The sequence below is a fragment of the Streptomyces sp. GD-15H genome, from assembly GCF_045291515.1.
GTDB lineage: Bacteria > Actinomycetota > Actinomycetes > Streptomycetales > Streptomycetaceae > Streptomyces.
Map to the genome: position 1 here is coordinate 7,388,539 of NZ_CP149447.1, position 22,038 is coordinate 7,410,576.

At 71.0% G+C, this 22,038-nt stretch carries 19 protein-coding genes and 5 pseudogenes; 7 read left to right on the forward strand and 17 right to left on the reverse strand.

Annotated elements, in window-relative coordinates; all coding sequences use genetic code 11:
• Positions 1 to 7 precede the first annotated feature (7 nt).
• Positions 8 to 2,521 carry a DEAD/DEAH box helicase gene (locus WJ438_RS34900; protein WP_406728749.1) on the reverse strand — a complete coding sequence of 838 codons (2,514 nt, stop codon included), beginning with the start codon at positions 2,519 to 2,521 and terminating at the stop codon, positions 8 to 10.
• 144 nt (positions 2,522 to 2,665) lie between these two features.
• Here WJ438_RS34900 and WJ438_RS34905 point away from each other — a divergent pair, with 144 nt between their 5' ends.
• Positions 2,666 to 3,460 (forward strand): metal-dependent hydrolase, encoded by a 795-nt coding sequence (locus WJ438_RS34905; RefSeq protein ID WP_406728750.1) that lies wholly within the window; start codon positions 2,666 to 2,668, stop codon positions 3,458 to 3,460.
• 28 nt (positions 3,461 to 3,488) lie between these two features.
• On the opposite strand, the gene WJ438_RS34910 is transcribed toward WJ438_RS34905, so the two are convergent.
• The 5 genes and pseudogenes from WJ438_RS34910 to WJ438_RS34930 all read right to left on the reverse strand — a co-directional run bounded on the left by WJ438_RS34910 (position 3,489) and on the right by WJ438_RS34930 (position 8,855).
• Entirely contained in the window at positions 3,489 to 3,743 is a 255-nt protein-coding gene (locus WJ438_RS34910; protein ID WP_109380703.1) for a type B 50S ribosomal protein L31, read from the reverse strand.
• 69 nt (positions 3,744 to 3,812) lie between these two features.
• Positions 3,813 to 4,283 (reverse strand): DUF5709 domain-containing protein, encoded by a 471-nt coding sequence (locus WJ438_RS34915; RefSeq protein WP_406728751.1) that lies wholly within the window; start codon positions 4,281 to 4,283, stop codon positions 3,813 to 3,815.
• Positions 4,284 to 4,472: 189 nt separating this feature from the next.
• A pseudogene (locus WJ438_RS34920) lies at positions 4,473 to 6,253 on the reverse strand (ABC transporter ATP-binding protein).
• Positions 6,250 to 8,157 (reverse strand): ABC transporter transmembrane domain-containing protein, encoded by a 1,908-nt coding sequence (locus tag WJ438_RS34925; protein ID WP_406728752.1) that lies wholly within the window; start codon positions 8,155 to 8,157, stop codon positions 6,250 to 6,252. Before WJ438_RS34925 ends, WJ438_RS34920 begins: the two are co-directional and overlap by 4 nt.
• A gap of 230 nt (positions 8,158 to 8,387) precedes the next feature.
• Positions 8,388 to 8,855 carry a MarR family winged helix-turn-helix transcriptional regulator gene (locus WJ438_RS34930; protein ID WP_406728753.1) on the reverse strand — a complete coding sequence of 156 codons (468 nt, stop codon included), beginning with the start codon at positions 8,853 to 8,855 and terminating at the stop codon, positions 8,388 to 8,390.
• 145 nt (positions 8,856 to 9,000) lie between these two features.
• Here WJ438_RS34930 and WJ438_RS34935 point away from each other — a divergent pair, with 145 nt between their 5' ends.
• Positions 9,001 to 10,803 (forward strand): ABC transporter ATP-binding protein, encoded by a 1,803-nt coding sequence (locus tag WJ438_RS34935; RefSeq protein WP_406728754.1) that lies wholly within the window; start codon positions 9,001 to 9,003, stop codon positions 10,801 to 10,803.
• Positions 10,804 to 10,846: 43 nt separating this feature from the next.
• Positions 10,847 to 11,668, forward strand: a pseudogene (gene mltG / locus WJ438_RS34940) (endolytic transglycosylase MltG); the annotation flags it as partial.
• Between the two features lie 114 nt (positions 11,669 to 11,782).
• Here mltG and WJ438_RS34945 read toward each other — a convergent pair.
• Positions 11,783 to 12,942, reverse strand: a pseudogene (locus WJ438_RS34945) (NAD(P)-binding domain-containing protein).
• A 115-nt stretch (positions 12,943 to 13,057) separates the two neighbouring features.
• On the opposite strand from WJ438_RS34945, the gene WJ438_RS34950 reads away from it, so the two are divergent.
• Positions 13,058 to 13,486: a YjbQ family protein gene (locus WJ438_RS34950; RefSeq protein ID WP_406728755.1), complete on the forward strand. Its 429-nt coding sequence runs from the start codon at positions 13,058 to 13,060 to the stop codon at positions 13,484 to 13,486.
• Between the two features lie 39 nt (positions 13,487 to 13,525).
• Here the strand turns inward: WJ438_RS34950 and WJ438_RS34955 are convergent, their stop codons facing one another.
• The 3 genes from WJ438_RS34955 to WJ438_RS34965 form a co-directional block, all read right to left on the reverse strand.
• A complete protein-coding gene (locus WJ438_RS34955; RefSeq protein WP_406728756.1) occupies positions 13,526 to 14,002 on the reverse strand; it encodes an SRPBCC domain-containing protein in 477 nt (158 codons plus the stop codon).
• 63 nt (positions 14,003 to 14,065) lie between these two features.
• A complete protein-coding gene (locus WJ438_RS34960) occupies positions 14,066 to 14,902 on the reverse strand; it encodes a universal stress protein (RefSeq protein ID WP_406728757.1) in 837 nt (278 codons plus the stop codon).
• Between the two features lie 149 nt (positions 14,903 to 15,051).
• The gene (locus tag WJ438_RS34965; protein ID WP_406728758.1) at positions 15,052 to 15,957 is read right to left on the reverse strand and encodes a universal stress protein; all 906 of its coding nucleotides are present in this window, start codon (positions 15,955 to 15,957) and stop codon (positions 15,052 to 15,054) included.
• A 293-nt stretch (positions 15,958 to 16,250) separates the two neighbouring features.
• On the opposite strand from WJ438_RS34965, the gene WJ438_RS34970 reads away from it, so the two are divergent.
• Both WJ438_RS34970 and WJ438_RS34975 read left to right on the forward strand, forming a co-directional pair.
• Complete coding sequence (locus WJ438_RS34970) at positions 16,251 to 16,721, forward strand: cation:proton antiporter regulatory subunit (protein WP_406728759.1); 471 nt, start codon at positions 16,251 to 16,253, stop codon at positions 16,719 to 16,721.
• A gap of 4 nt (positions 16,722 to 16,725) precedes the next feature.
• Positions 16,726 to 16,857 (forward strand): annotated as a pseudogene (locus WJ438_RS34975) (cation:proton antiporter); the annotation flags it as partial.
• 2 nt (positions 16,858 to 16,859) lie between these two features.
• On the opposite strand, the gene WJ438_RS34980 reads toward WJ438_RS34975, so the two are convergent.
• The 6 genes and pseudogenes from WJ438_RS34980 to WJ438_RS35005 all read right to left on the reverse strand — a co-directional run bounded on the left by WJ438_RS34980 (position 16,860) and on the right by WJ438_RS35005 (position 20,358).
• Positions 16,860 to 17,951, reverse strand: a complete 1,092-nt coding sequence (locus WJ438_RS34980) for a MerR family transcriptional regulator (protein WP_406728760.1) — start codon at positions 17,949 to 17,951, stop codon at positions 16,860 to 16,862.
• On the reverse strand, positions 17,912 to 18,205 hold the full coding sequence (locus tag WJ438_RS34985; protein WP_406728761.1) for a hypothetical protein: 294 nt from the start codon (positions 18,203 to 18,205) through the stop codon (positions 17,912 to 17,914). Before WJ438_RS34985 ends, WJ438_RS34980 begins: the two co-directional genes overlap by 40 nt.
• Positions 18,183 to 18,467: a hypothetical protein gene (locus WJ438_RS34990; protein WP_406728762.1), complete on the reverse strand. Its 285-nt coding sequence runs from the start codon at positions 18,465 to 18,467 to the stop codon at positions 18,183 to 18,185. Before WJ438_RS34990 ends, WJ438_RS34985 begins: the two co-directional genes overlap by 23 nt.
• A gap of 172 nt (positions 18,468 to 18,639) precedes the next feature.
• Positions 18,640 to 18,849: a hypothetical protein gene (locus WJ438_RS34995; protein ID WP_406728763.1), complete on the reverse strand. Its 210-nt coding sequence runs from the start codon at positions 18,847 to 18,849 to the stop codon at positions 18,640 to 18,642.
• A 364-nt stretch (positions 18,850 to 19,213) separates the two neighbouring features.
• A pseudogene (locus WJ438_RS35000) lies at positions 19,214 to 19,701 on the reverse strand (hypothetical protein).
• A gap of 264 nt (positions 19,702 to 19,965) precedes the next feature.
• Positions 19,966 to 20,358 carry a DUF5997 family protein gene (locus WJ438_RS35005; protein WP_406728764.1) on the reverse strand — a complete coding sequence of 131 codons (393 nt, stop codon included), beginning with the start codon at positions 20,356 to 20,358 and terminating at the stop codon, positions 19,966 to 19,968.
• Between the two features lie 71 nt (positions 20,359 to 20,429).
• On the opposite strand from WJ438_RS35005, the gene WJ438_RS35010 reads away from it, so the two are divergent.
• A complete protein-coding gene (locus WJ438_RS35010) occupies positions 20,430 to 21,209 on the forward strand; it encodes a LysR family substrate-binding domain-containing protein (RefSeq protein WP_406728765.1) in 780 nt (259 codons plus the stop codon).
• Between the two features lie 25 nt (positions 21,210 to 21,234).
• Here WJ438_RS35010 and WJ438_RS35015 read toward each other — a convergent pair whose 3' ends face one another.
• Positions 21,235 to 21,984, reverse strand: coding sequence for a DUF4142 domain-containing protein (locus WJ438_RS35015; protein WP_406728766.1), 750 nt, complete (start codon positions 21,982 to 21,984; stop codon positions 21,235 to 21,237).
• Between the last annotated feature and the right edge of the window lie 54 nt (positions 21,985 to 22,038).

Below are 22,038 nucleotides of genomic sequence, written 5' to 3' on the forward strand. Positions count from 1 at the left end.
CCTGTGCTCACAGCTGGCCGACATCGGTGACCCGGACGACCGCGCGGCCCTCCGCGTCGGAAGCGGTGAGGTCGACCTGCGCGCTGATGCCCCAGTCGTGGTCGCCGTTCGGATCGTCGAAGATCTGCCGGACCCGCCACAGCCCGTTGGCCGGCTCCTCCTCGATCAGCAGCAGCTTGGGACCGCGGGCGTCGGGGCCGGTGCCGAGTTCCTCGTACTCGTCCCAGTACTTGTCCATCGCCTCGCCCCAGGCATCGGCGTCCCAGCCGGCTTCGGCGTCCAGCTCGCCCAGCGCGTTGACCTGGTCCAGAGCGGCGAGCTCGACCCGGCGGAACATGGCGTTGCGGACCAGGACGCGGAAGGCACGCGCGTTGGCGGTGACCGGCTTGACCTGGTCGGCCTTCTCCTGGGCCTCCTCGGCGGTCATCTCCGCGGGGTTGGCCAGCTGCTCCCACTCGTCCAGCAGACTGGAGTCGACCTGACGCACCATCTCGCCCAGCCAGGCGATCAGGTCCTGGAGATCCTCGGACTTCAGATCGTCCGGGACGGTGTGCTCCAGGGCCTTGTAGGCGCTGGCGAGGTACCGCAGCACGATGCCCTCGGTGCGGGCCAGCTCGTAGTGGGACACCAACTCCGTGAAAGACATCGCCCGTTCGTACATGTCCCGTACCACGGACTTCGGCGACAGCGGATGGTCGCCCACCCAGGGATGGCTCTTGCGGTAGGTGTGGTACGCGTGGAAGAGCAGCTCCTCCAACGGCTTCGGGTACGTGATGTCCTGGAGGCGCTCCATGCGCTCCTCGTACTCGACGCCGTCCGCCTTCATCGCGGCGACCGCCTCGCCGCGTGCCTTGTTCTGCTGGGCGGCGAGGATCTGGCGCGGGTCGTCCAGCGTGGACTCCACCGCGGACACCATGTCGAGCGCGTACGACGGCGAGTCGGGGTCCAGCAGCTCGAACGCGGCCAGCGCGAAGGTGGACAGCGGCTGGTTCAGCGCGAAGTCCTGCTGAAGATCCACGGTCAGCCGGACGATCCGGCCCTCGGCGTCCGGCGCGTCCAGCTTCTCGACGATGCCGCCGTCCAGCAGCGAGCGGTAGATGGCGATCGCCCGCCGGATGTGCCGCAGCTGCTGCTTGCGCGGCTCGTGGTTGTCCTCGAGGAGATGCCGCATCGCCTCGAAGGCGTTGCCGGGCCGGGCGATCACCGACAGCAGCATCGTGTGCGTCACCCGGAAACGGGAGGTCAGCGGCTCGGGATCGGAGCCGATGAGCTTCTCGAAGGTCTGCTCCGACCAGGCGACGAAGCCCTCGGGCGCCTTCTTGCGGACGACCTTGCGACGCTTCTTCGGGTCGTCGCCCGCCTTGGCCAGTGCCTTCTCGTTCTCGACGACATGCTCGGGGGCCTGGGCGACGACGAACCCCTCGGTGTCGAAACCGGCCCGTCCGGCGCGGCCCGCGATCTGATGGAACTCACGGGCCCGCAGCGTGCGCACCCGATTTCCGTCGTACTTGGTCAGGGCGGTGAACAGCACCGTGCGGATCGGGACGTTGACACCTACGCCCAGCGTGTCCGTACCGCAGATGACCTTCAGCAGACCGGCCTGCGCGAGCTTCTCCACCAGCCGCCGGTACTTGGGCAGCATGCCGGCGTGGTGCACACCGATGCCGTGCCGGACGTAGCGGGAGAGGTTGCGGCCGAACTTGGTGGTGAAGCGGAAGTTGCCGATCAGATCGGCGATCCGGTCCTTCTCCTCGCGCGTGCACATGTTGATGCTCATCAGCGCCTGGGCCCGCTCCACCGCCTGTGCCTGCGTGAAGTGCACGATGTAGACCGGAGCCTGCCGGGCCGTCAGCAGATCCGTGAGCGTTTCGGTGAGCGGCGTGTAGCGGTATTCGTAGGACAGCGGCACCGGGCGGGTCGCCGAGCGTACCACCGAGGTGGGGCGGTCGGTGCGGCGGGCGAGGTCCTTCTCGAAGAAGGAGACGTCACCGAGCGTCGCCGACATCAGGACGAATTGCGCCTGCGGCAGTTCCAGCAGCGGGATCTGCCAGGCCCAGCCGCGGTCCGGCTCCGCGTAGAAGTGGAACTCGTCCATGACGACCTGGCCGACGTCGGCGTTCCTGCCGTCGCGCAGCGCGATCGACGCCAGCACCTCGGCGGTGCAGCAGATGACCGGAGCGTCGGCGTTGACGGACGCGTCGCCGGTCAGCATGCCGACGTTCTCCGTGCCGAAGATCTTGCACAGCTCGAAGAACTTCTCCGAGACCAGAGCTTTGATGGGGGCCGTGTAGAAGGTGACCTCGTCCCGCGCCAACGCGGCGAAGTGGGCGGCCGCCGCGATCATGCTCTTGCCCGAGCCGGTGGGCGTCGAGACGATCACATTCGCCCCGGAGACCACCTCGATCAGCGCCTCCTCCTGGTGGGGATAGAGCGTGAGGCCACGTTCCCCGGCCCACGACTCGAAGGCTTCGTACAGGGCGTCGGGGTCGGCGGTCGGCGGCAGCTGATCGATAAGGGTCACACCCCCCATCTTGCCTGCCGTCCGGCCCCGCGTGGGAATCGGATTCGGGAACGAAGATCGCGAAGGCTACGCTGTGTCGCCGAGGAGCGTCAGCGCACCTGGTCAACTGGACAGCGGTACACGAGCAATGGGGCGGCAACGGGGATGATGGGACCAGCACACTCACTGTCGGGCGCCGCGGCATGGCTCGGTGTGGGCGCGGCGACGGCCGCCGCAGGAAAACCGATGCCCTGGCCGGTGCTACTGGTCGGCGCTCTCATCTGCGCCGGTGCCGCCCTCGCCCCGGACCTGGACCACAAGGCGGCGACGATATCCCGGGCCTTCGGGCCCGTCTCCCGGAGACTGTGCGAGATCGTCGACAAGCTGTCGTACGCCGTCTACAAGGCCACCAAGAAGCCGGGCGACCCGCGCCGTACCGGCGGCCACCGCACCCTCACCCACACCTGGCTGTGGGCGGTCATGATCGGTGGGGGCACCTCCGTTCTGGCGGTCACCTGCGGCCGGTGGGCGGTGCTGGCGATCCTCTTCGTCCACATGGTGCTGGCCATCGAGGGCCTGCTGTGGCGGGCGACCCGGGGCGCCAGCAGCGATGTACTGGTGTGGCTGCTCGCCGCGACCAGCGCGTGGATCCTCGCGGGCATCCTGGACCAGCCGGGCCACGGCGCCGCCTGGCTGTTCACGGCACCGGGCCAGGAGTACCTGTGGCTGGGACTGCCGATCGTCCTGGGCGCGCTGGTCCACGACATAGGGGACGCGCTGACCGTCTCCGGCTGCCCGATCCTGTGGCCCATACCGGTGGGCCGCAAGCGCTGGTACCCCATAGGCCCGCCGAAGGCGATGCGGTTCCGGGCGGGCAGCTGGGTGGAGCTCAAGGTGCTGATGCCGGCTTTCATGCTGCTCGGCGGGGTGGGGTGCGCGGCGGCGCTCAACGTGATCTGAGGTGGTGATCCCCGGCCCGCCCGGGGTCTCACCCGGAGCCCTCACCGCCGTACCGGCGCTCGAAGCGGGCGACGCGCCCTTCCGTGTCCACGGTGCGCGCCTTGCCCGTGTAGAAGGGGTGGCTCTCCGAGGAGATCTCCACCTCCACCACCGGGTAGGTCTCGCCGTCGTCCCATTCGATGGTCTGCTCGCTGGTCGCGGTGGACCGGGTGAGGAAGGCGTAACCGGCGGACCGGTCGCGGAAGACGACGGGGTGGTAGTCGGGGTGCTTGTCCTGCTGCATGAAAGCTCCTCGTGCGACTCGTGCGACGTGCTCCGCCTGGTGACGGGGAAGGGACGGGGGAACGGCGAATCACCCGGGCAGGGTGTCCTCGTCGACGACATGCATGGCGGCTTCCTCGGCCGAGGCCGCCGCGCCGTCGATACCGACGTCCGTGGCCACCAGGGCGGTCTCCTCGTCCTCGTGTGCCCCTTCGTCGGGAGCGACGAGCCGGCCGGAGCGTGCGGCACCGACCTCGTTGTCCAGGAGCTCGCCGTCGGTGCCCTCGCTGTCGCCGAGACCGTCGCCGTCGGAAGCCGCGAGATCGGGCAGTTCCTCGGCGAGCCGCTGGTCCAGGGTCTCGCCCGCGCGGCCCTCCGCCGCCGTCACACCGCGGTGCTCCACGGCCCACGGCCGCTCGGGAGGGGACCAGCCCCGGTCGAGGGGATCGCCGACGCCGTCGTCCACGAGAGTGTCCTCGGCATCGAGCAGTCCGGCGTCGTCCTGAACCTCGGACCCGTCGGGCTGGTAGACATCGTCTCCCCAACCGCCGGCACTGTTCACGGATACCTCCAGGGGGCGACGGGCCCGTTCCCGCCGTGGCCCGCACCTGCACGGAGCACTGGCTTCACCCGCGCCCCGATCCTCCGGAGCCCCCGGGTGTTCCCCGAGCCGGTGCCTGACTCCAGCCTTCCACCCGGATTCGGCTCCGCGCAACGGCACGGCGCTCTCCTGGGCGGGGCCGCCGTGGCCTCACCCGTGCCAGGAACGCCACAGTGCCGCGTACGCGCCGTCCGCGGCGACCAGCTCGTCGTGGCTGCCCAGCTCGCTGATGCGGCCGTTCTCGACGACGGCGATGACATCCGCGTCATGGGCGGTGTGCAGGCGGTGGGCGATGGCGACGACGGTGCGGCCGTCGAGGACGCGAGCCAGGGAGCGTTCCAGATGCCGCGCCGCGCGGGGGTCGAGCAGCGAGGTCGCCTCGTCCAGGACCAGCGTGTGCGGGTCGGCCAGCACCAGGCGGGCCAGCGCGACCTGCTGGGCCTGGGCCGGGGTGAGCGTGAGCCCTCCCGAGCCGACCTCACTGTCGAGACCGTCGTCGAGCGCACGTGCCCAGCCGTCCGCGTCGACCGCGCCGAGTGCCGCCCACAGCTGGGCGTCCTCGGCGTCCGTCCGGGCGAGCCGCAGGTTGTCGCGCAGGGAGCCCACGAAGACGTGGTGCTCCTGGTTGACGAGGGCCACATGGCTACGGACCCGTTCCGCGGTCATCCGGGACAGCTCGGCGCTGCCCAGGGTCACTGTGCCGTCCCGGGGCGCGTAGATCCCGGCGAGCAGCCGGCCCAGAGTGGACTTGCCGGCGCCGGACGGGCCGACCAGCGCCAGCCGGGTGCCGGGGGCGACCTCGAGCGACACCTTGCGCAGCACGTCGACGCCCTCGTGGTAGCCGAAGCGCACCTGCTCCGCATGCACATGGCGTCCGTCGGGGACCAGGGCGGTGTCACCGGCGTCGGGCTCGATCTCCCGGACCCCGACCAGCCGGGCCAGCGACACCTGGGCCACCTGCAACTCGTCGTACCAGCGCAGGATCAGCCCGACCGGGTCGACGAGCATCTGGGCGAGCAGCGTCCCGGTCGTCAGCTGGCCGACACCGATCCAGCCCTGCAGGACGAACACACCACCGATCATCAGCACCGAGCCGATCACGGTCACGTGGGTGATGTTGACGACCGGGAAGAGCACCGACCGAAGCCAGAGCGTGTAACGCTCCCAGGCCGTCCACTCCCGCACCCGCTGGTCCGACAGCGCCACTCGGCGCTCACTGAGGCGGTGGGCCTCCACCGTCCGCCCCGCGTCCACGGTCTCGGCGAGCGCCGCGGCCACGGCGGCGTACCCGGCGGCCTCCGAGCGGTACGCGGCCGGCGCCCGCCGGAAGTACCAGCGGCAGCCGGCCACCAGCAGCGGAACGGCCACCAGCACGGCCGGCGCCAGTTCGGGCGCCGTGACGACCAGCCCGCCCAGCAGCAGCGCCACCCACACCACACCGATGGCCAGCTGGGGCACGGCCTCGCGCATCGCGTTGCCGAGCCGGTCGATGTCGGTCGTGATCCGGGACAGCAGATCACCGGTTCCGGCGCGTTCCAGCACTCCCGGGGCAGCCCGACCGACCGCACCAGGAAGTCCTCGCGCAGATCGGCCAGCATCCGCTCGCCAAGTACCGCCCCGCGCAGGTGGACCTGCCGGACGAACACCGCCTGGACGATCAGCGCGAGCACGAACAGTCCGGCGGTGAGCCCCAGGTGGAGCTCCCGCGTCCGGTCCGACACCCGCTCCACCAGACCGCCCAGCAGATACGGGCCGACCATCGAGGAGACCACCGCGACGGTGTTCACCGTGATCAGCAGTGCGAAGGCCCGGCGGTGCCTGCGGAGCAGCTCGGCCACGTAGGCGCGGACGGTGGCGGGGGCACCCACGGGCAGGGTGCCGGCCGTGGTGGGGGCCGCCGGGTCGTAGGCCGGTGGCGCCACGCCGATCATGCCGTCTCCTCGATCTCTTCGAGTTCTTCCAGGCCGTTCAGGTCGTTCAGGTCGTTCAGGTCGTTCAGGTCTTCGACGTCCTTCAGGTCGTCGCGACCTTTCCGTGAGTCCAGCCGGTCATGGCGGGCGCCGTTCTCGCGCGGGTCCTTGTCCGGCGTGGTCGCCTCGTCGTCCGTCTCGCGTGTCACCACGGCCCGGTACCGGGGCTCGGTACGGACCAGCTCGCGGTGGCCGCCGACCGCCACGACCTTCCCGTCGTACAGGAAGACCACCTGGTCGGCCCGGTCGAGCAGTAGCGGCGACGAGGCGAACACCACGGTGGTGCGGCCCGCCCGCAGTTCACGCAGGCCCTGTGCGACACGGGCCTCGGTGTGCGAGTCGACGGCGGAGGTCGGCTCGTCCAGTACGAGCACTTCCGGGTCGGTGACCAGCGACCGGGCCAGTGAGAGCCGCTGGCGCTGACCGCCGGAGAGGGACCGTCCGCGTTCGGTGATCAGCGCGTCCATCGGGTCCGAGGCGGCCGGCGAACCCTGCACGAGTGCCGCCAGCACGTCCCCGCACTGTGCGGCCTCCAGGGCCTCGCGCGCTCCGACGGCACCGGACGCGGGTACGTCGAGCAGCTCGCGCAGCGTGCCGGACAGCAGCACCGGGTCCTTGTCCTGCACGAGGACGGCGCCGCGGGCGGAGTCCAGTGTCAGCTCGTCGAGCGGCACCCCGCCGAGCAGCACCGAACCGTCCCGCACGGCGGCTGCCGCATGCCCGCCGAGCCGTTCGGCCAGCCGCCCCGCCGCGTCCGGATCCCCGCACACCACGGCGGTGAGCCGGCCCGCGGGGGCGAGCAGACCGGTCACCGGGTCGTACAGGTCACCGGTGGGCGTCCCGGCGGACCGCGCGCCCGAGGTGTCCGTGGCCCGCTCCAGCGCCAGCACACGCGCCGCGCGAGTGGCCGAAGGCCGTGAGAAGGAGTACGCCATGGCGATCTCCGCGAAGTGCCGCAGAGGATAGGCGAGCAGCATGACCGAGCTGTAGACGGTGACCAGTTCACCCACCGCGATGCGCCCCTCACGGGCCAGGTGGACGCCGTAGCAGACCACGGTGATCAGCAGGATTCCCTGCAGCAGCACCTGGACCGCCGCGATGAGGGACCACATCCGGGCACTGCGCACGGCCGCGTGGCGGACTCCCTGGGACGCGCGCCGGTAGCGGTCGAGGAACAGTTCCTCGCCGCCGATGCCGCGCAGCACCCGCAACCCGGCGACGGTGTCCGAGGCGAGTTCCGTGGCCCGGCCGGCCTTCTCACGCTGGACGTCGGCCCTCCGGGTGGCGTGCGGCAGCAGGGGCAGTACCGCGATCGCCAGCAGGGGCACCCCCACGACGACGACCACGCCGAGCGCGGGCTGGAGGACGAGCAGGCCGACACAGACCACCACGAGGGTGACCACCGCCGCGGTGAACCGCGACAGGGCCTCCACGAACCAGCCGATCTTCTCGACGTCACCGGTGGAGACGGCCATGACCTCGCCGGCCGCGACACGCCGGGTCAGCACGGACCCCAGGGCCGCGGTCCTGCGGGCGAGCAACTGCTGCACGCGGGCGGCCGCGGTGATCCAGTTGGTGACGGCGGCCCGGTGCAGGAAGGTGTCGCCGACGGCATTGCCGGCGCACGCCAGCGCCATGAGCCCGCCGGCCAGTGCCAGCCGGGCACCGGAGCGGTCGACGGCGGCTTGGACGCCGACGCCCACGCAGAACGGCAGCGAGGCGATGGCAACGAAGTGCAGCAGTCCCCAGGCCAGGGACCTGAGCTGGCCGGAGAGCTGATTCCGGAAGAGCCACCACAGGAATCGGGGACCCGAGCGGGCATCGGGCACGCCCGGATCGGGATACGGAAGGTCTTGGATCTGCATGACGTCCCAGTGACTCGCGGAGGCGGGGCTGTGCGTCGTCCGCGGACGACTGCGGCAGCAAACCGTGACAGGTTGACCCCGCTGCGTGCGGGAAGGCAAACGGTTTTCCACGAGACCGCACGGAACCGGCTGCCCGCGTCGGACGGGCACGGCGCGGCGGATCGGACGACCGCTGTGCGGCCCGTCGGACGGTCACGGCGCGGAGCTCCGGACGCTCACGGCGCGCTGCCTCAGCAGGACGTGTCGTCCTGCTGAGGCGCGGCCACCGTTCCGTCGATCAGGGTGTCCAGCAACCCGCCGAGGGCCTCACGCTGTTCGTCCGCCAGCGGAGCCAGAATCTCCTCAGCGGCGGCCCGGCGCGCGGTGTGCAGCTCCCGCAGGGCGGTGTGCCCGTCGTCGGTGAGCTCGATCCGGATCACCCGCCGATTGGCCGGATCGGGCACCCGACGTACTTTGCCGCTCGCCTCCAGCCCGTCGACCAGCGTCGTCACCGCTCGCGGCACCACCTCCAGCCGCTCGGCCAGGTCGGCCATGCGCGGCGGCGAGGCATAGTGGGCAAGGGTGCGCAGCAACCGGGACTGGGCCGGGGTGATGCCCAGTTCGCGCCGCACCAGATGACGCTTCTGGATGCGGTGCACCCGGCGGGTCAGCCGAAGCAGCTGCTCGGCCAGCAGGCCGTCGGGGTCGGGGGTCGTCATGTGCGGAACAATATCAGGATGCCGCTCATTGTGAGCATAGGTAACAATGAGCTAGGCTCCGCTGGTTCCGTCGTGCCCGGTACCAGGCGCCGTTCCCAGCTCCTTGTTCCCTCCCGCTCCCTGCTGCCAGTTCCCGAAGGAGACCATGCATCCCGATCGCGAACCCGTCTGGAGCGCACCCGCGGGCGCCGGGGAACAGCCCCGGCAGGTGCGCCGCATCCTGAAGCTGTTCCGTCCCTACCGGGGCCGTCTCGCGATCGTCGGCCTGCTCGTCGGGGCGGCGTCCCTCGTCTCGGTCGCCACCCCGTTCCTGCTGAAGGCGATCCTCGACGTCGCGATCCCCGAGGGCCGGACCGGACTGCTCAGCCTGCTCGCCCTCGGCATGATCCTCAGCGCCGTCCTCACCAGCGTCTTCGGAGTGCTCCAGACGCTGATCTCCACGACCGTCGGTCAGCGTGTCATGCACGATCTGCGCACCGCGGTCTACGACCGGCTCCAGCGCATGTCGCTCGCCTTCTTCACGCGCACCCGCACCGGCGAGGTCCAGTCCCGCATCGCCAACGACATCGGCGGCATGCAGGCCACCGTGACCTCGACGGCGACCTCGCTGGTCTCCAACCTCACCAGCGTCGTCGCCACCATCGTCGCGATGCTCGTCCTCGACTGGCGGCTGACCGTCGTCTCGCTGGTCCTGCTGCCGGTGTTCGTGTGGATCAGCCGCCGCGTCGGCAACGAACGCAAGAAGATCACCACCCAACGCCAGAAGCAGATGGCCTCGATGGCCGCCACGGTCACCGAGTCGCTGTCGGTCAGCGGCATCCTGCTCGGCCGCACCATGGGCCGCTCCGACTCCCTGACCAGCGCCTTCGCCGACGAGTCCGAACGCCTGGTGGACCTGGAGGTGCGGTCGAACATGGCCGGCCGCTGGCGTATGGCCGTCATCACGATCGTCATGGCCGCCATGCCCGCCATCATCTACTGGACCGCGGGCATCGCCCTGCGGACGGGCGGGCCCGGCGTCTCCATCGGGACGATCGTCGCCTTCGTCTCGCTTCAGCAGGGCCTGTTCCGACCGGCGGTGAGCCTGCTGTCGACCGGTGTCCAGATCCAGACGTCGCTCGCGCTGTTCCAGCGCATCTTCGAGTATCTCGACCTCCCCATCGACATCACCGAACGCGCGGAGCCGGTCCGCCTCGACCGGGTCGGCGGCGAGGTCCGGTTCGAGAACGTCACCTTCGGCTACGACGGCAAGGACGGCCCCGTCCTCGACGGCGTCGACATCACCGTCCCCGCCGGCACCAGCCTCGCCGTGGTCGGCTCGACCGGCGCCGGCAAGTCCACGCTCGGCCACCTCGTGCCCCGGCTGTACGACGTCACCTCCGGCCGGGTCGCCCTCGACGGGGTGGACGTGCGCGACCTCGACTTCGACACCCTGGCGCGCGCGGTCGGCGTCGTCTCCCAGGAGACGTATCTCTTCCATGCCTCCGTCGCCGACAACCTGCGCTTCGCCAAGCCCGACGCCACCGACGAGGAACTCCACGCGGCGGCCCGCGCGGCCCAGATCCACGACCACATCGCCGCCCTGCCCGACGGGTACGACACGGTCGTGGGAGAGCGCGGTCACCGTTTCTCCGGTGGTGAGAAGCAGCGTCTGGCGCTCGCCCGGACCATCCTGCGTGACCCGCCGGTCCTCGTCCTCGACGAGGCGACCAGCGCGCTCGACACCCGTACCGAGGCCGCCGTCCAGCAGGCCATCGACGCGCTGTCGGCCAACCGCACCACGCTCACCATCGCCCACCGGCTGTCCACCGTTCGCGGCGCCGACCAGATCGTGGTGCTCGACGCGGGCCGGGTGGTCGAACGCGGCACGCACGAGGAACTGCTGGAGCTGGACGGGCGCTACGCGGGTCTCGTCCGCAGGGACGCCCAACTGGAGCCGACAAGATGAAAATATGCCGGGTTTGTGGCCTTGTGGGGGTTACCGTGCCCGCATGCAGAAGAACACTCCGTCACGGAACACGATCCGACTGACGCGCCGGGGCCGACTCGCCCTCATCGCGACCGGGGCCGTCGTGGCCGGCACCGCCGTGGCGGTGCCCCTGCTGACCCTGGGCGACGACGGCGATTCCCGCCCCACCACCCTGGTGATCCCGGAGGGCCGACGGGCGAGCCAGGTGTACGCGGCCGTCGACAAGGCCCTCCAACTGCCCGCGGGGAGTACGAAGAAGTCCCTCGCGAAGGCCGCCCTCAAACTGCCGAGCGACGCCGAGGGGAACCCGGAGGGCTATCTCTTCCCGGCGACCTATCCGCTGAAGGAGAGGACGAGACCGGAACAACTGCTGTCGCTGATGGTCGACACCGCCAACAAGAAGTTCAACGGCGCCCCGATCGCCGCCGGTGCGCAGCGCAACGCGATGAACGTCTATCAGGCCGTCACCATCGCGAGCATCGTCCAGGCGGAGGCGTCCACCAAGTCCGACATGGGCAAGGTGGCCCGGGTGATCTTCAACCGGCTGGAGCGGGGTATGCCCCTGCAGATGGACTCGACGGTCAACTACGCCCTGGGCCGTTCGACACCGCGCACCACCGAGGCGGACACCGAGGTCGACAGCCCCTACAACTCGTATACGCGCATGGGGCTGCCGCCCACCCCGATCGACAACCCCGGCGAGGACGCGATGCGGGCGGCGATCAACCCGACGCCGGGCGACTGGCTGTACTTCGTCACGGTCAAACCGGGCGACACCCGCTTCACCGCCGACTACAAGGAACACCAGAGCAACGTCGCCGAGTCCCGCGCGCAGCAGAAGAAGGAAAAGGCAAAGGAGAAGGAGAAGGGGGAGAGGACGGGGAGGGGAAGGCGAGCGACCAGCCCGCGAAGTGAGCCGGTCGGCACCGGCCGCCGGCACGGCCACCCGCGAGCGGCGTCAGGCCGCGACGTGCTCCTCCGCCAGCAGGCGCCTGATGTCCCGTACGGCCGCGCGCCCGGCGCGGTTGGCGCCGACGGTGCTGGCCGAGGGGCCGTAGCCGACGAGGTGGACGCGGGGGTCGGCGACCGCCCGGGCGCCCTCGACGCGGATGCCGCCGCCCGGTTCCCGCAGTCGCAGCGGAGTGAGGTGGTCGATGGCGGGACGGAACCCGGTGGCCCACAGAATGACGTCGGCCGCCACTCGCCGTCCTCCCCCGAGCTCTCGGCTGCTCCCCCAAGTTCTCGACTTCGCTCGAGCAGGGGGGACCCCCACGAGCAGGGGGGACCCCCGTGCCCATTCCACCCCCTCCGGCGTGATCCGGTCGAACATCGGCTGCCGGTCCAGGACGCCGTTGGCGAGACCCTGGCGGATCGCGTCGTTCATCGGCAGTCCCGTCACCGAGACGACGCTGCGCGGCGGCAGCCCCTGCCGTACCCGCTCCTCGACCAGTGCCACGGCCGCCCGTCCCGCGTCCTCGTCGAAGGGGCCCTCGTGGAAGACCGGCGGCCGCCGGGTCACCCAGGTGGTGGCCGCCGCGTGCGGGGCGACCTCCAGCAGATGCTGGGTGGCCGAGGCGCCTCCCCCACCACGACCACCCGCTGACCGGCGAACGCCTCGGGACCCGGGTACTGCGCGGTGTGCCACTGCCTTCCCAGGAAAGTTTCCTGACCTTCGTAGCGCGGCCAGAACGGCCGGTTCCAGGTACCGGTGGCGTTGATCAGCGTCCGCGTCGACCAGGTACCCGCCGAGGTCTCCACGAGCAGCCGCCCGCCGGTTCCCTCCCGCACCGCCCGGACCTTCACCGGCCGCCGTACCCGCAGGTCGAACATCCGCTCGTAGCGGTCGAAGTACTCGGTGATGACCTCGGAGGACGGCCGGGCCGGGTCGGCGTCCGTGAGTTCCATACCGGGCAGCGAGTGCATCCCGTGCACCTTGTCGTACGTGAGCGAGGGCCAGCGGTACCGCCAGGCGCCGCCGGGGCCGGGGTTGTGGTCGAGCACCACGAAGTCGCGGTCCGGCTCGAACCCGGTGCGCCGCAGATGATAGGCGCTGGACAGTCCTGCCTGTCCGGCGCCTATGACCACTGCCTGGACCTCGCCCACCTCAGCCTCGCTCATGTAGTTCATATTTCTACTAACGCTGCTGGGGGGGCACGTCTTCCCGCGAACCGTTACCGCCACTCAGGGGATCAGTTCTTCGAAGACCCCCGGCACATGGGCCAGGATGGAAGCCATGTCAGATGCCTTCAACACCCGGGTCCTGAACCTCGCCACCGGTTCCGCGGAGCGGATCGTCGACCTCACCGGTGACTGCGAGTCCTTCCTGCGGGAGGTGGCGGCCGACCGCGACGGACTGCTCAACGTCTTCGTGCCGCACGCCACCGCCGGCATCGCCGTCATCGAGACCGGTGCCGGCAGCGACGACGACCTCTTGGCCGCCTTGCACACCCTGCTGCCGGCCGACGACCGCTGGCAGCACCGCCACGGCAGCCCCGGCCACGGCCGCGACCACGTCCTGCCCGCCCTCGTCCCGCCGCACGCCACCCTGCCCGTACTGGGCGGCCAACTGGAGCTGGGCACGTGGCAGTCCGTGTGCCTGGTCGACACCAACCGCGACAACCCCGACCGCCGGGTCCGGCTGAGCTTCCTCGGAGGCCGGTAGACAGATCGTCCGGCAGGCCGGTGACCGACGGAGCGGGCCCTACCCGGAACCGGCACCGCCCGCTTCGACGAACCGGGCGAGATGCGCCAGCGCCCAGTGGGTGCCCGCTTCGCTGTCGGCGGCGGGCACGGCGTCGGGGACGCCCTCGTGGACCACCAGGACGGCGGTGCCGCCGTCGTCGGTGTCGGTGAGCGTGGTGGTCATGGTCATCGTCCCGCGCAGCGCGGGGTCCTCCGTCTCGCACTCGAGCACTTCCACCACCTGCTCGCCCGGCACGAGTCTCGCGAAGTGGCCGTGGTACGTGTCGGTGCGCTCGGCGGACTTGCCCGGCGCGTCCGGTGCGTCGTACGTGAGCGAGATCCGGAACCGGCCGCCCTCGCGCGCCTCGAACTCGTGCACCTCGCCCCGCATACCCGACGGCACCCGCCACCGCGCGATCGCCTCCGCGCTCACCAGCGCCCGGTAGACCACCGGGCGGGGCGCGTTCAGCTGACGGGAGACACACGTCGTGTACATGGTCCCATCGTGCCGTCGAGGTGCATGGACGTCATCACGTCCGACGGCACCGTCCCCGTTCGGTCACTGCTCGCCGCGGACGACGGTGACGGGGCAGTCGGCGTGGTAGAGCAGTGCCTGGCTCACCGAGCCCAGCAGCATCCCGGTGAAGCCGCCGTGCCCCCGGGCCCCGGTCACCAGCAACTGAGCCTCCCTGCTGGCGTCCAGCAGCGCGTGTCGCACCCGGGACCGCTCCACGAGCGGTTCCACGGGCACCTCCGGATGAGCGGCCCGCCATGGAGCCAGGGCCTCCTCCAGTCGGCGCCGGTGCTTCTCGCGGAGCTGGTCCAGGTCCACCACCACGTTGAGCGGGTCGCCGGGGCCCTCGTAGGGTGTCGGCTCGTTCCAGGTGTTCCACACGTGCAGTGCGACCAGCCGGGCCCCGCGCAGCGCCGTCTCGACGAAGGCGAATTCGGCCGCCGCCGCACCGGCTGCCGAGCCGTCCGCGGCGAGGAGCACGGGCCCCTGCGGATCCGGGCGTCCCCGGACCGCCATGACCGGGCAGTACCCGTGGGCGGCCAACTGCACGACCGTCGAGCCCAGCAGCAGGCCCCCGAACCCGCCGCGGCCCCGTCCGCCGAGCACCGCCAGTACCGCGTGGCGCGACTCGCTCCGCAGCACCGTCAGGGTGTCCCCGGACGCCACGGTCCTGGTCACCTCCAGACCCGGCGCCACGTCAGCGGCCTGCTGTTCCGCCCGCGCCAGGACGCCGTGGATCATCGGGTCCAGGTCGGAGGAGCGACTGAAGGCGTGCACGATCCGCAACTGCGCGCCGCGCAGGTGCGCTTCACGGGCCGCGACACCCACCGCGGCGAGACTGGACGGCGATCCGTCCACTCCGACGATCACCGTGTCATCCACTGCTCACTCCCGTCCGGGCCGGTACACCCGATGCGGGTGCATCCCCCGTGACGTGCATCCCCCGTGACGCCCGCGAGCACCGAGTACCCGCGGGCAGGGCGCCGTACCGGCCCGGAGCCCGGCGGCCCGGAAACCCCGAAGGGGACGCCCTACGCGTCCCCCTCCCCCTCCGTCTCCCCGCTGCCGCCGCGGACGACGGCCACCGGGCAGTGGGCGTGGTGCAGCATCGCCTGGCTGACCGAGCCGAGCAGCAGCCCGGTGAATCCGCCCCGCCCCCGGGCTCCGACCACCAGCAACCGAGCCGTACGGCTCGCTTCGATGAGTGCTTCGCGGGTGCCGCTGTGTACGAGCTCGTGCCGGACCTTCACACCGGGGTACCGCTCCTGGTGCCCGGCCAGTGCCTCCGACAGCAGACGCTCCTCGCCGGCCTTCAGACCGCCGGGCTCGCTCGCGTAAGAAGCCTTCTCATCCTGTGGGGTCGGCGCCGGCGCGTTCCAGGTGGTCCAGGAGTGCAGCGCGACCAGTTCGGCTCCGTGCAGAGACGCCTCGGCGAAGGCGAAGTCGATCGCCTTCGCGCTCGCCGGGGAACCGTCGACTCCGACCACGACCGGTCCGTCCGCCGCTCCCGGCTCACGCACGACCAGTACCGGGCACCGCCCGTGAGCCGCCAGGTGCACCGCCGTCGACCCCACCAGAAGCCCGACGAAACCCCCCATCCCCCGGGATCCGACGACCACGAGTTCCGCGGAGGCGGACTGCGCCTCCAGCACGGTCAGCGGTTCTCCCGTCACCACGGTGTGCGAGACGTCCACGTCCGGTGCCACCGACCTGGCGTGCTCCACCGCCTCGTCCACCAGCCGATCGACCATGGTCTGCAGACCGCCCCCGGGCGGACCCAGCGGCGAGGGGCCCAGCGGCACATGCATGGCAGGCCAGAGGAACGCGTGCACCACCCGCAGCCCGGCCCCGCGCCGCTGGGCCTCCCCGGCCGCCGCGCCCACCGCGGCCAGGCTCGAGGCCGATCCATCGACTCCCACAACGACCGTACGACTCATCACGCTTCCCCAATCGGTATGTCACACCAATCGTCCCACGGCGAAGCCCCGCAGCCATGGGCCCGACGGGCCACACCTCCGGGGCGATCGGAACCTCCGGTGCCCGCCCCGTGCGGGTCGAGTCCGCCACGAGCGTTGTCCATCCGTGGTAAGGCCCATCATCTCGACGAAGTGACGGGATGACACCATGTCTTCCATGGGGGCTGACCACCAGTCGGACGAGGGATCCCCCGCCCAGAACGACGGATGATCGGAAGAAACCGGGAAGGGGATGGGCTGTGCCTGCTCCACGGATGAGCACCACGCCGCTGCCGGGCATCGGCGTGAAATACGACCTCACCACGCGTGAGCGCCAGCACCTTTCCGTGATCGCGCACCGGGACGGCGCACGCACGGTCAACATCTACCGTTCCGACGACCCGGACGCCTGCGCCCAGTCGCTGCGGCTGAACGTCGCCGAGTCGGCCGCCCTGATCGACGCGCTGATGCCCGCCCACCACAGCTCGAACCTGTTGCACACGACCGACCTGGGCCTGGTCGCGGAGCGCATCGAGCTGTCCGCCGCCTCCCACTGGAACGGCAGGATGCTGGGCGAGACCAGGATGCGCACCGACACCGGCGCCTCGATCGTGGCCGTGCTGCGGCGGGCCGAGGCGATCCCGTCCCCGACACCGGACTTCCGGCTGGCGGGCGGCGACACACTCATCGTCATCGGCACCCGCGAGGGCATCGAGACCGCCGCCGAGATCCTCGGGCGGGAGTGAGCGCGTGCACTCCTCCGCGCTCTTCCTGATCGAGTTCGGCGCGATCATTCCCGGACTCGGTCTGCCGGGACGCCTCGCCGGGCGCCTGCGGTTCTCCCCGATCCCGCTGTACCCGCTGCCCGGCCCGGCCCCCGGGACTCAGGCCTGGTTGTCCAGTCGGACCGGCATCAGCAGCGAGAAGGTGTCCTCGTCGTCGGGCCGGCGGATGGCGAGCGGTGCCGTGGAGGCGCCGAACTCCAGGGTCAGCCGGTCGCGGGCCCCGGCGTCGAGGGCGTGCAGCAGGAACTCGCGGTTGACGGCGACGCGCTCCTGGCCGTCCTCACCGTCCTCGCAGAGGATCACGGTGCCGTCGTCGGCGACCGCGAGCACGCTGACGTCGTAGGACACCCCGTCGTGCTCACGCACCTCGCCGGTACGGACAGGACCCGTCCCGACCGCTTCCCGGAAGGCAGCCACGTCGACGAGAGCGCGCCGCCCGGTCGGCAGATGGACCAGGCGCCGGTAGTCCGGGAATTCGTGGTCGAGGCACTGACCGGCCACCTGACGGCCGCTCTCGGTCTCCAGCGTCACCCGGTCACCGTCCACGGCGAGCCGGACGGGTTCGGTGCCGCCGGCCAGCGCCCGCATCGCGTCGACGAGCGGCAGGGGCACGATCACCTGCACGCGGGGCCCGCCGTGCCCGGTGACCGCGGCATGCGCGACGGCCAGCCGGTACCGATCGGTCGCCACGAGGCGCAGGGCGTCGCCCTCGATGTCGAACAGGACCCCGCCGAGCATCGGCAGCTCCGGATCCGTACTGGCGGCGAAACGGACCGCGTCCAACGCGGCGGCCAGCTCGGGCGAGGGGATGGCCGGCCGGGCCGAGGAGGTACGGAGCGAGGTCATGGGTTTCTCCCTGTCGTCGAGTAGAGCGCGGAGCGTGAAGAACTCACCACGGGCATCGGACAACCCCTGTTCCAGCCGGCGCAGGTGCGCCTCCAGGAGCTGCCGTACGAGATCGGTGTCCGCGCCGGCCCAGCCGGCCAGCACCAGCCGGATGTCGGCCAGCGGCATCCCGGCCCGGCGCAACCGCGCCAGCAGCCTGGCCTCGTCCAACTGCCCGGGGGCGTACCAGCGGTAGCCGCTGACCGGGTCCACCCAGGCGGGGACCAGTACCCCCGCACGGTCGTAGAACCGCAGGGCGCTCACGCTCAGGCCGCTGTCCCGGGCCATCTCACCGATGCTGCGCATCTCGCTCTCCACACCCGAGACCCTGCTGCCTCGACAAGGTCGAGGGTCAACCCGGACCGGAACCCGCTCGGGACGAGCCGCCGGTCGAAGGCGAGCGCCTTGCGGACGGCGTCGAAGACCACGAACCCCGCGATCACCGTGACGCAGTTGAGCCCCGCCGTGATCAGGGTGGGACGGCCACCATCGACGTGCAGCATTTCGTCGGTGGCGTACCGCTTGAAGTCCAGCGTCTCACCGGCGGCCAGCGCGCCCACGAGCAGGGACGAAGAGCGCGAGGAGCAGCCCGGCCAGCCGGTTGCGGGTCTGGTCGCGCAGCGAGAACCGCAGCGCCGTGGGGAACTGCCGGTACAACGGACGGAGTTGCCCGGTGTCAGGCACCGGCATGGCCGACCCCCTCCACACTCGCGCCGACGGCGCTCCCGTCGGCGGTGGCGGTACGCGCGACGAGCCGTCCGTCGACGAATCGGCGAGCAGGTCGGAGCGTGCCTGCTCGAAGACCAGATGGGTGATGACCACGACCGCCTTGCCACGGGTGCGCGGTTCCAGAAGCGCAGGTGGGTCTCCCAGCCGAAGCCCTGGCAGGGCTCGTCCAGCAGCGGGACGTCGGGGTCGCACAGGAGAGCAAGGGGCCGGAGCTCTACGTTGCGCATCGTTGAGCACTCCAACAGGTGCTCCCGCTGCTGACGCGTCACAGTCCGTGACAGCTCGCCACCACCATCGGGTCGTGCGAGAAGTGGCTGACCGCCTCGGCCTCCGACGAGGCGAAGTCCTGGAAGAAGCAGGGGCAGCACAGGAGCACCAGACGCGGCGCCCACCTCGCACGCCATCTCACCGGGCAGCTCGCAGGCTGGGGCATCCCGTACGACAGCGAGATCTCCCGAGCCGTTCCCTTCGTCACGGCCGAGTCGGCGCCCTACGCCATTACCCAGGGAAGTGTCTTCGGCCGGGACTTCCGGCTGACGGTGCTCCTCCTGCCCGAGCGCGACGCCGTCCGCGTCGAGGTACACCCGCCCGGAGCGTTTTCTCCGCGCTCCAGCGACCGGACCGGCGTCGCCCGAGGCCCTGTCGGGACGGGCTGCTGCTCGTAGCGGCGTATGCCGAACGGCGGGTCGTGAAGTGCGGGACGCGTACACGAAAACGGTCTGGGCGGAGGTCGCCCGCTGCGGACGTTGACGTGATGCCTGTCCGGTGACAGCGCGGTTGGTTGAGAAATACCTGGCCCGGCTGCAGGGACTCCCTCGGCGATCACCTCGGTGACGACCTCACCAGCCGCCCGGCTCCGCCGGTTCCGTGCCGGTCGGGGTCAGGACGGCGAGGGTGCCGGTGGCTGTGCGCAGGGCCTGTTCGAGGGTGGTGGGGGAGTGCAGGGTGCCGGTGCCGTCCGGGGGACGAGCCATTCAAGTCGGCCGGTGGGCCGGTACGGCGGAGGCACCGCCACCCAGGAGCCACGGCCGACGTACCGCACACCGAACCCGATCCACTCGCCGGCCGGGTCGGGCGGCAGGAAGAACCCGACTCTGCGTGCCGTGACGTCCACCAGTGTGGGTCCGGGCACCTTCAGCGGATCGCTCCACAGGAGGTCCAGAGCGAGCAGTCCGAGCCGGTCGGGGACGCTCAGCACGTCCCAGTACCGGCCTGCCGCGAGCAGCGCGGTCCCCGTGCCGTGGTCCCACTCCCGTTTGCACTCCCGGGGATCCCTGGCCGCCGCGGCCAGCCATTCGACGGCTTGTTTCCATCTGGCGCTCTGCATGTCCCCCCCGGGCATGGTCGGCTGCGCCGCTGCGGGCGCGTGCTGGTCACGGGCCGACGGCCGCACGGTCGTCCGCGCGCCGACCCGGCGTGCAGCCATGGTCGTAGATATTTCTATGCGCCGGAAGAGGTGGTGCAGGCTCACGTTCCGTCGGTATCGCGTCACGCGGGGTCGCGTGCGTACGAGAACACCCCCGAAGGGAAAGCCCGTTCGGGGGTGTTCGGTGGTGAGTAAGGGCGCGGTGGGGGTGGGGGTACCAGCCGATCAGTCGTTGCGCTTCGCGCGCTCCTCGTTTCGCTGCTGGATGCGCTCTGCTTCCTTGCGGACCTCCGCCTGCGTGGCCCGCTCGCGCTCCAGCCACTCGGGGCGCTCCTCCCGGAGAGCCTTGATCTGCTCCGTGGTGAGGGGCTCGGTGATTCCGCCGCGGGCGAGACCCGCGATGGAGATGCCCAGCCTGGCCGCGACCACCGGGCGGGGGTGTGGGCCGTCGCGCCGCAGGTCCCGCAGCCACTGGGGCGGGTCCGCCTGGAGCGCGTTCAGCTCGGCGCGTGAGACGACACCCTCCCGGAATTCGGCGGGAGTGGCCTCGAGGTACACACCCAGCTTCTTCGCCGCGGTCGCGGGCTTCATCGTCTGGGTGCTCTGGTGCGACGTCATGGTGTCCAGGGTATCGACCGTGTGCGCGACCGCTGACCATGACCGGTGGACGAGGCCGGTAGCCTGGCCAGGTGACAGGCTCGGATGTGTCCCCATCGTTCCGGCTCGTGTACGCACCCGGGGTGATGCCCGGCAAGTGGGTGCGCGTCTGGAACGAGCGACTGCCCGGTGTCCCGCTGACCCTCACCCAGGTGCCCGCCGCGGAGGCGGGTGACCTGCTGCTGAACGGGGACGCCGACGCGGGCCTCGTCCGGCTGCCCGTCGACCGGCAGGTGCTCAGCGCGATTCCCCTCTACACCGAGCGGACGGTCGTCGTGGTTCCCAAGGACCACCTCGTGACGGCGGTCGACGAGGTGGCTCCGGAGGACCTGGCCGACGAGATCGTGCTGCACCCCCTCGACGACGTCCTCATGTGGGAGACCCTGCCCGGGAGGCCCGCCCTCGAACGGCCCGCGACCACCGCCGACGCCGTCGCGCTCGTCGCGGCCGGGATCGGTGTGCTCGTCGTGCCGCTGTCCCTGGCGCGGCTGCACCACCGCAAGGACCTCACCCACCGGCCGCTCAAGGAAGCCCCCGAGTCGGGTGTGGCGCTGGCGTGGCCCGAGGCCGCGACCACCGACCTGGTGGAGGACTTCATCGGGATCGTCCGCGGCCGGACCGTCAACAGCACCCGGGGCCGCACCCAGCCCCGGCCTTCCGCGCAGGAGAAGCAGGAGAAGCCCAGGCGGGCCGCCGAGAAGGGCGGTGCCCGGCGGCAGCAGGCGGCGGGCAGGGCCGGCCGCGGGCGGCGGAAGGGCACCGGCGGCACACCGAAGAACCCGCGCCGGGGCAAACCCCGCCGCGGGTCCTGACGTTGCCACCCGGGTCGCGGGGCGCCTACTTCACCGTCGGAGCAGGTGTCGGCGCCGGGGAGACCGTGTTGAGGTCCTTCAGCTCCTCGGGGATCTCGAGCACCAGCACCGGGGCGCCCGCCTGCGGGGCCGGCGGCGTCACCTGCTCCCGGGGCATCTTGGGCGGGCTCGTCTGCTGGAAGTTGACCTGCTCGTGATTGACCAGTCCGGTCTTCTCCAGCACCGTGATGTGGTCGAGCACGGTGTCGTTGGCCTGGTCCGCCAGCTGCCGCACCAGGGTGTTCCTGGTGTTGGCCCGGACCTTGGCGATCACCGAGAAGATCTGGCCGTGCGTCACCCTCATGATGTTCACGGCCGTGGTGTCGAACTCCTTGTCGGTGGTGGCCTTGATGGTTTCCACGAACTGTTCCTGCTGGGGCGAGGCCTGGTTGGGCAGAGTGATGCCCAGTTCGAGGGAGATCTTGCGGCAGCTCTCGTCGAGCCGTCCGTGCCCGACGACCAGGTGCTCGCCCGCCTCCTTCACTTCCGGCGTCGTACCCCGCTCCATCGCCAGCAGGCCCAGGGGGTGCTCCCACAGGCCGGCGGCGCGCACCTTCACCACGAAGTCGCGGTCGGCCTCGGTCAGTTGCCCGTACTGCGTGTTGGCGACGACCCGGTCCTGGGTGGTCGATGTGTTCTGCACGCCCAGCATGGTGGGGTAGGCGAGCGCGGAGAGGGTGAGAACCATGGCTCCGCCCACGAACGCGGTTCCTGCCGTGCTGCGCGAGATGCGCATCGTGCCTCCTGGTGTATCAACAGCCCAACGCCAGGGAGTACGGAGGGAAGTGAC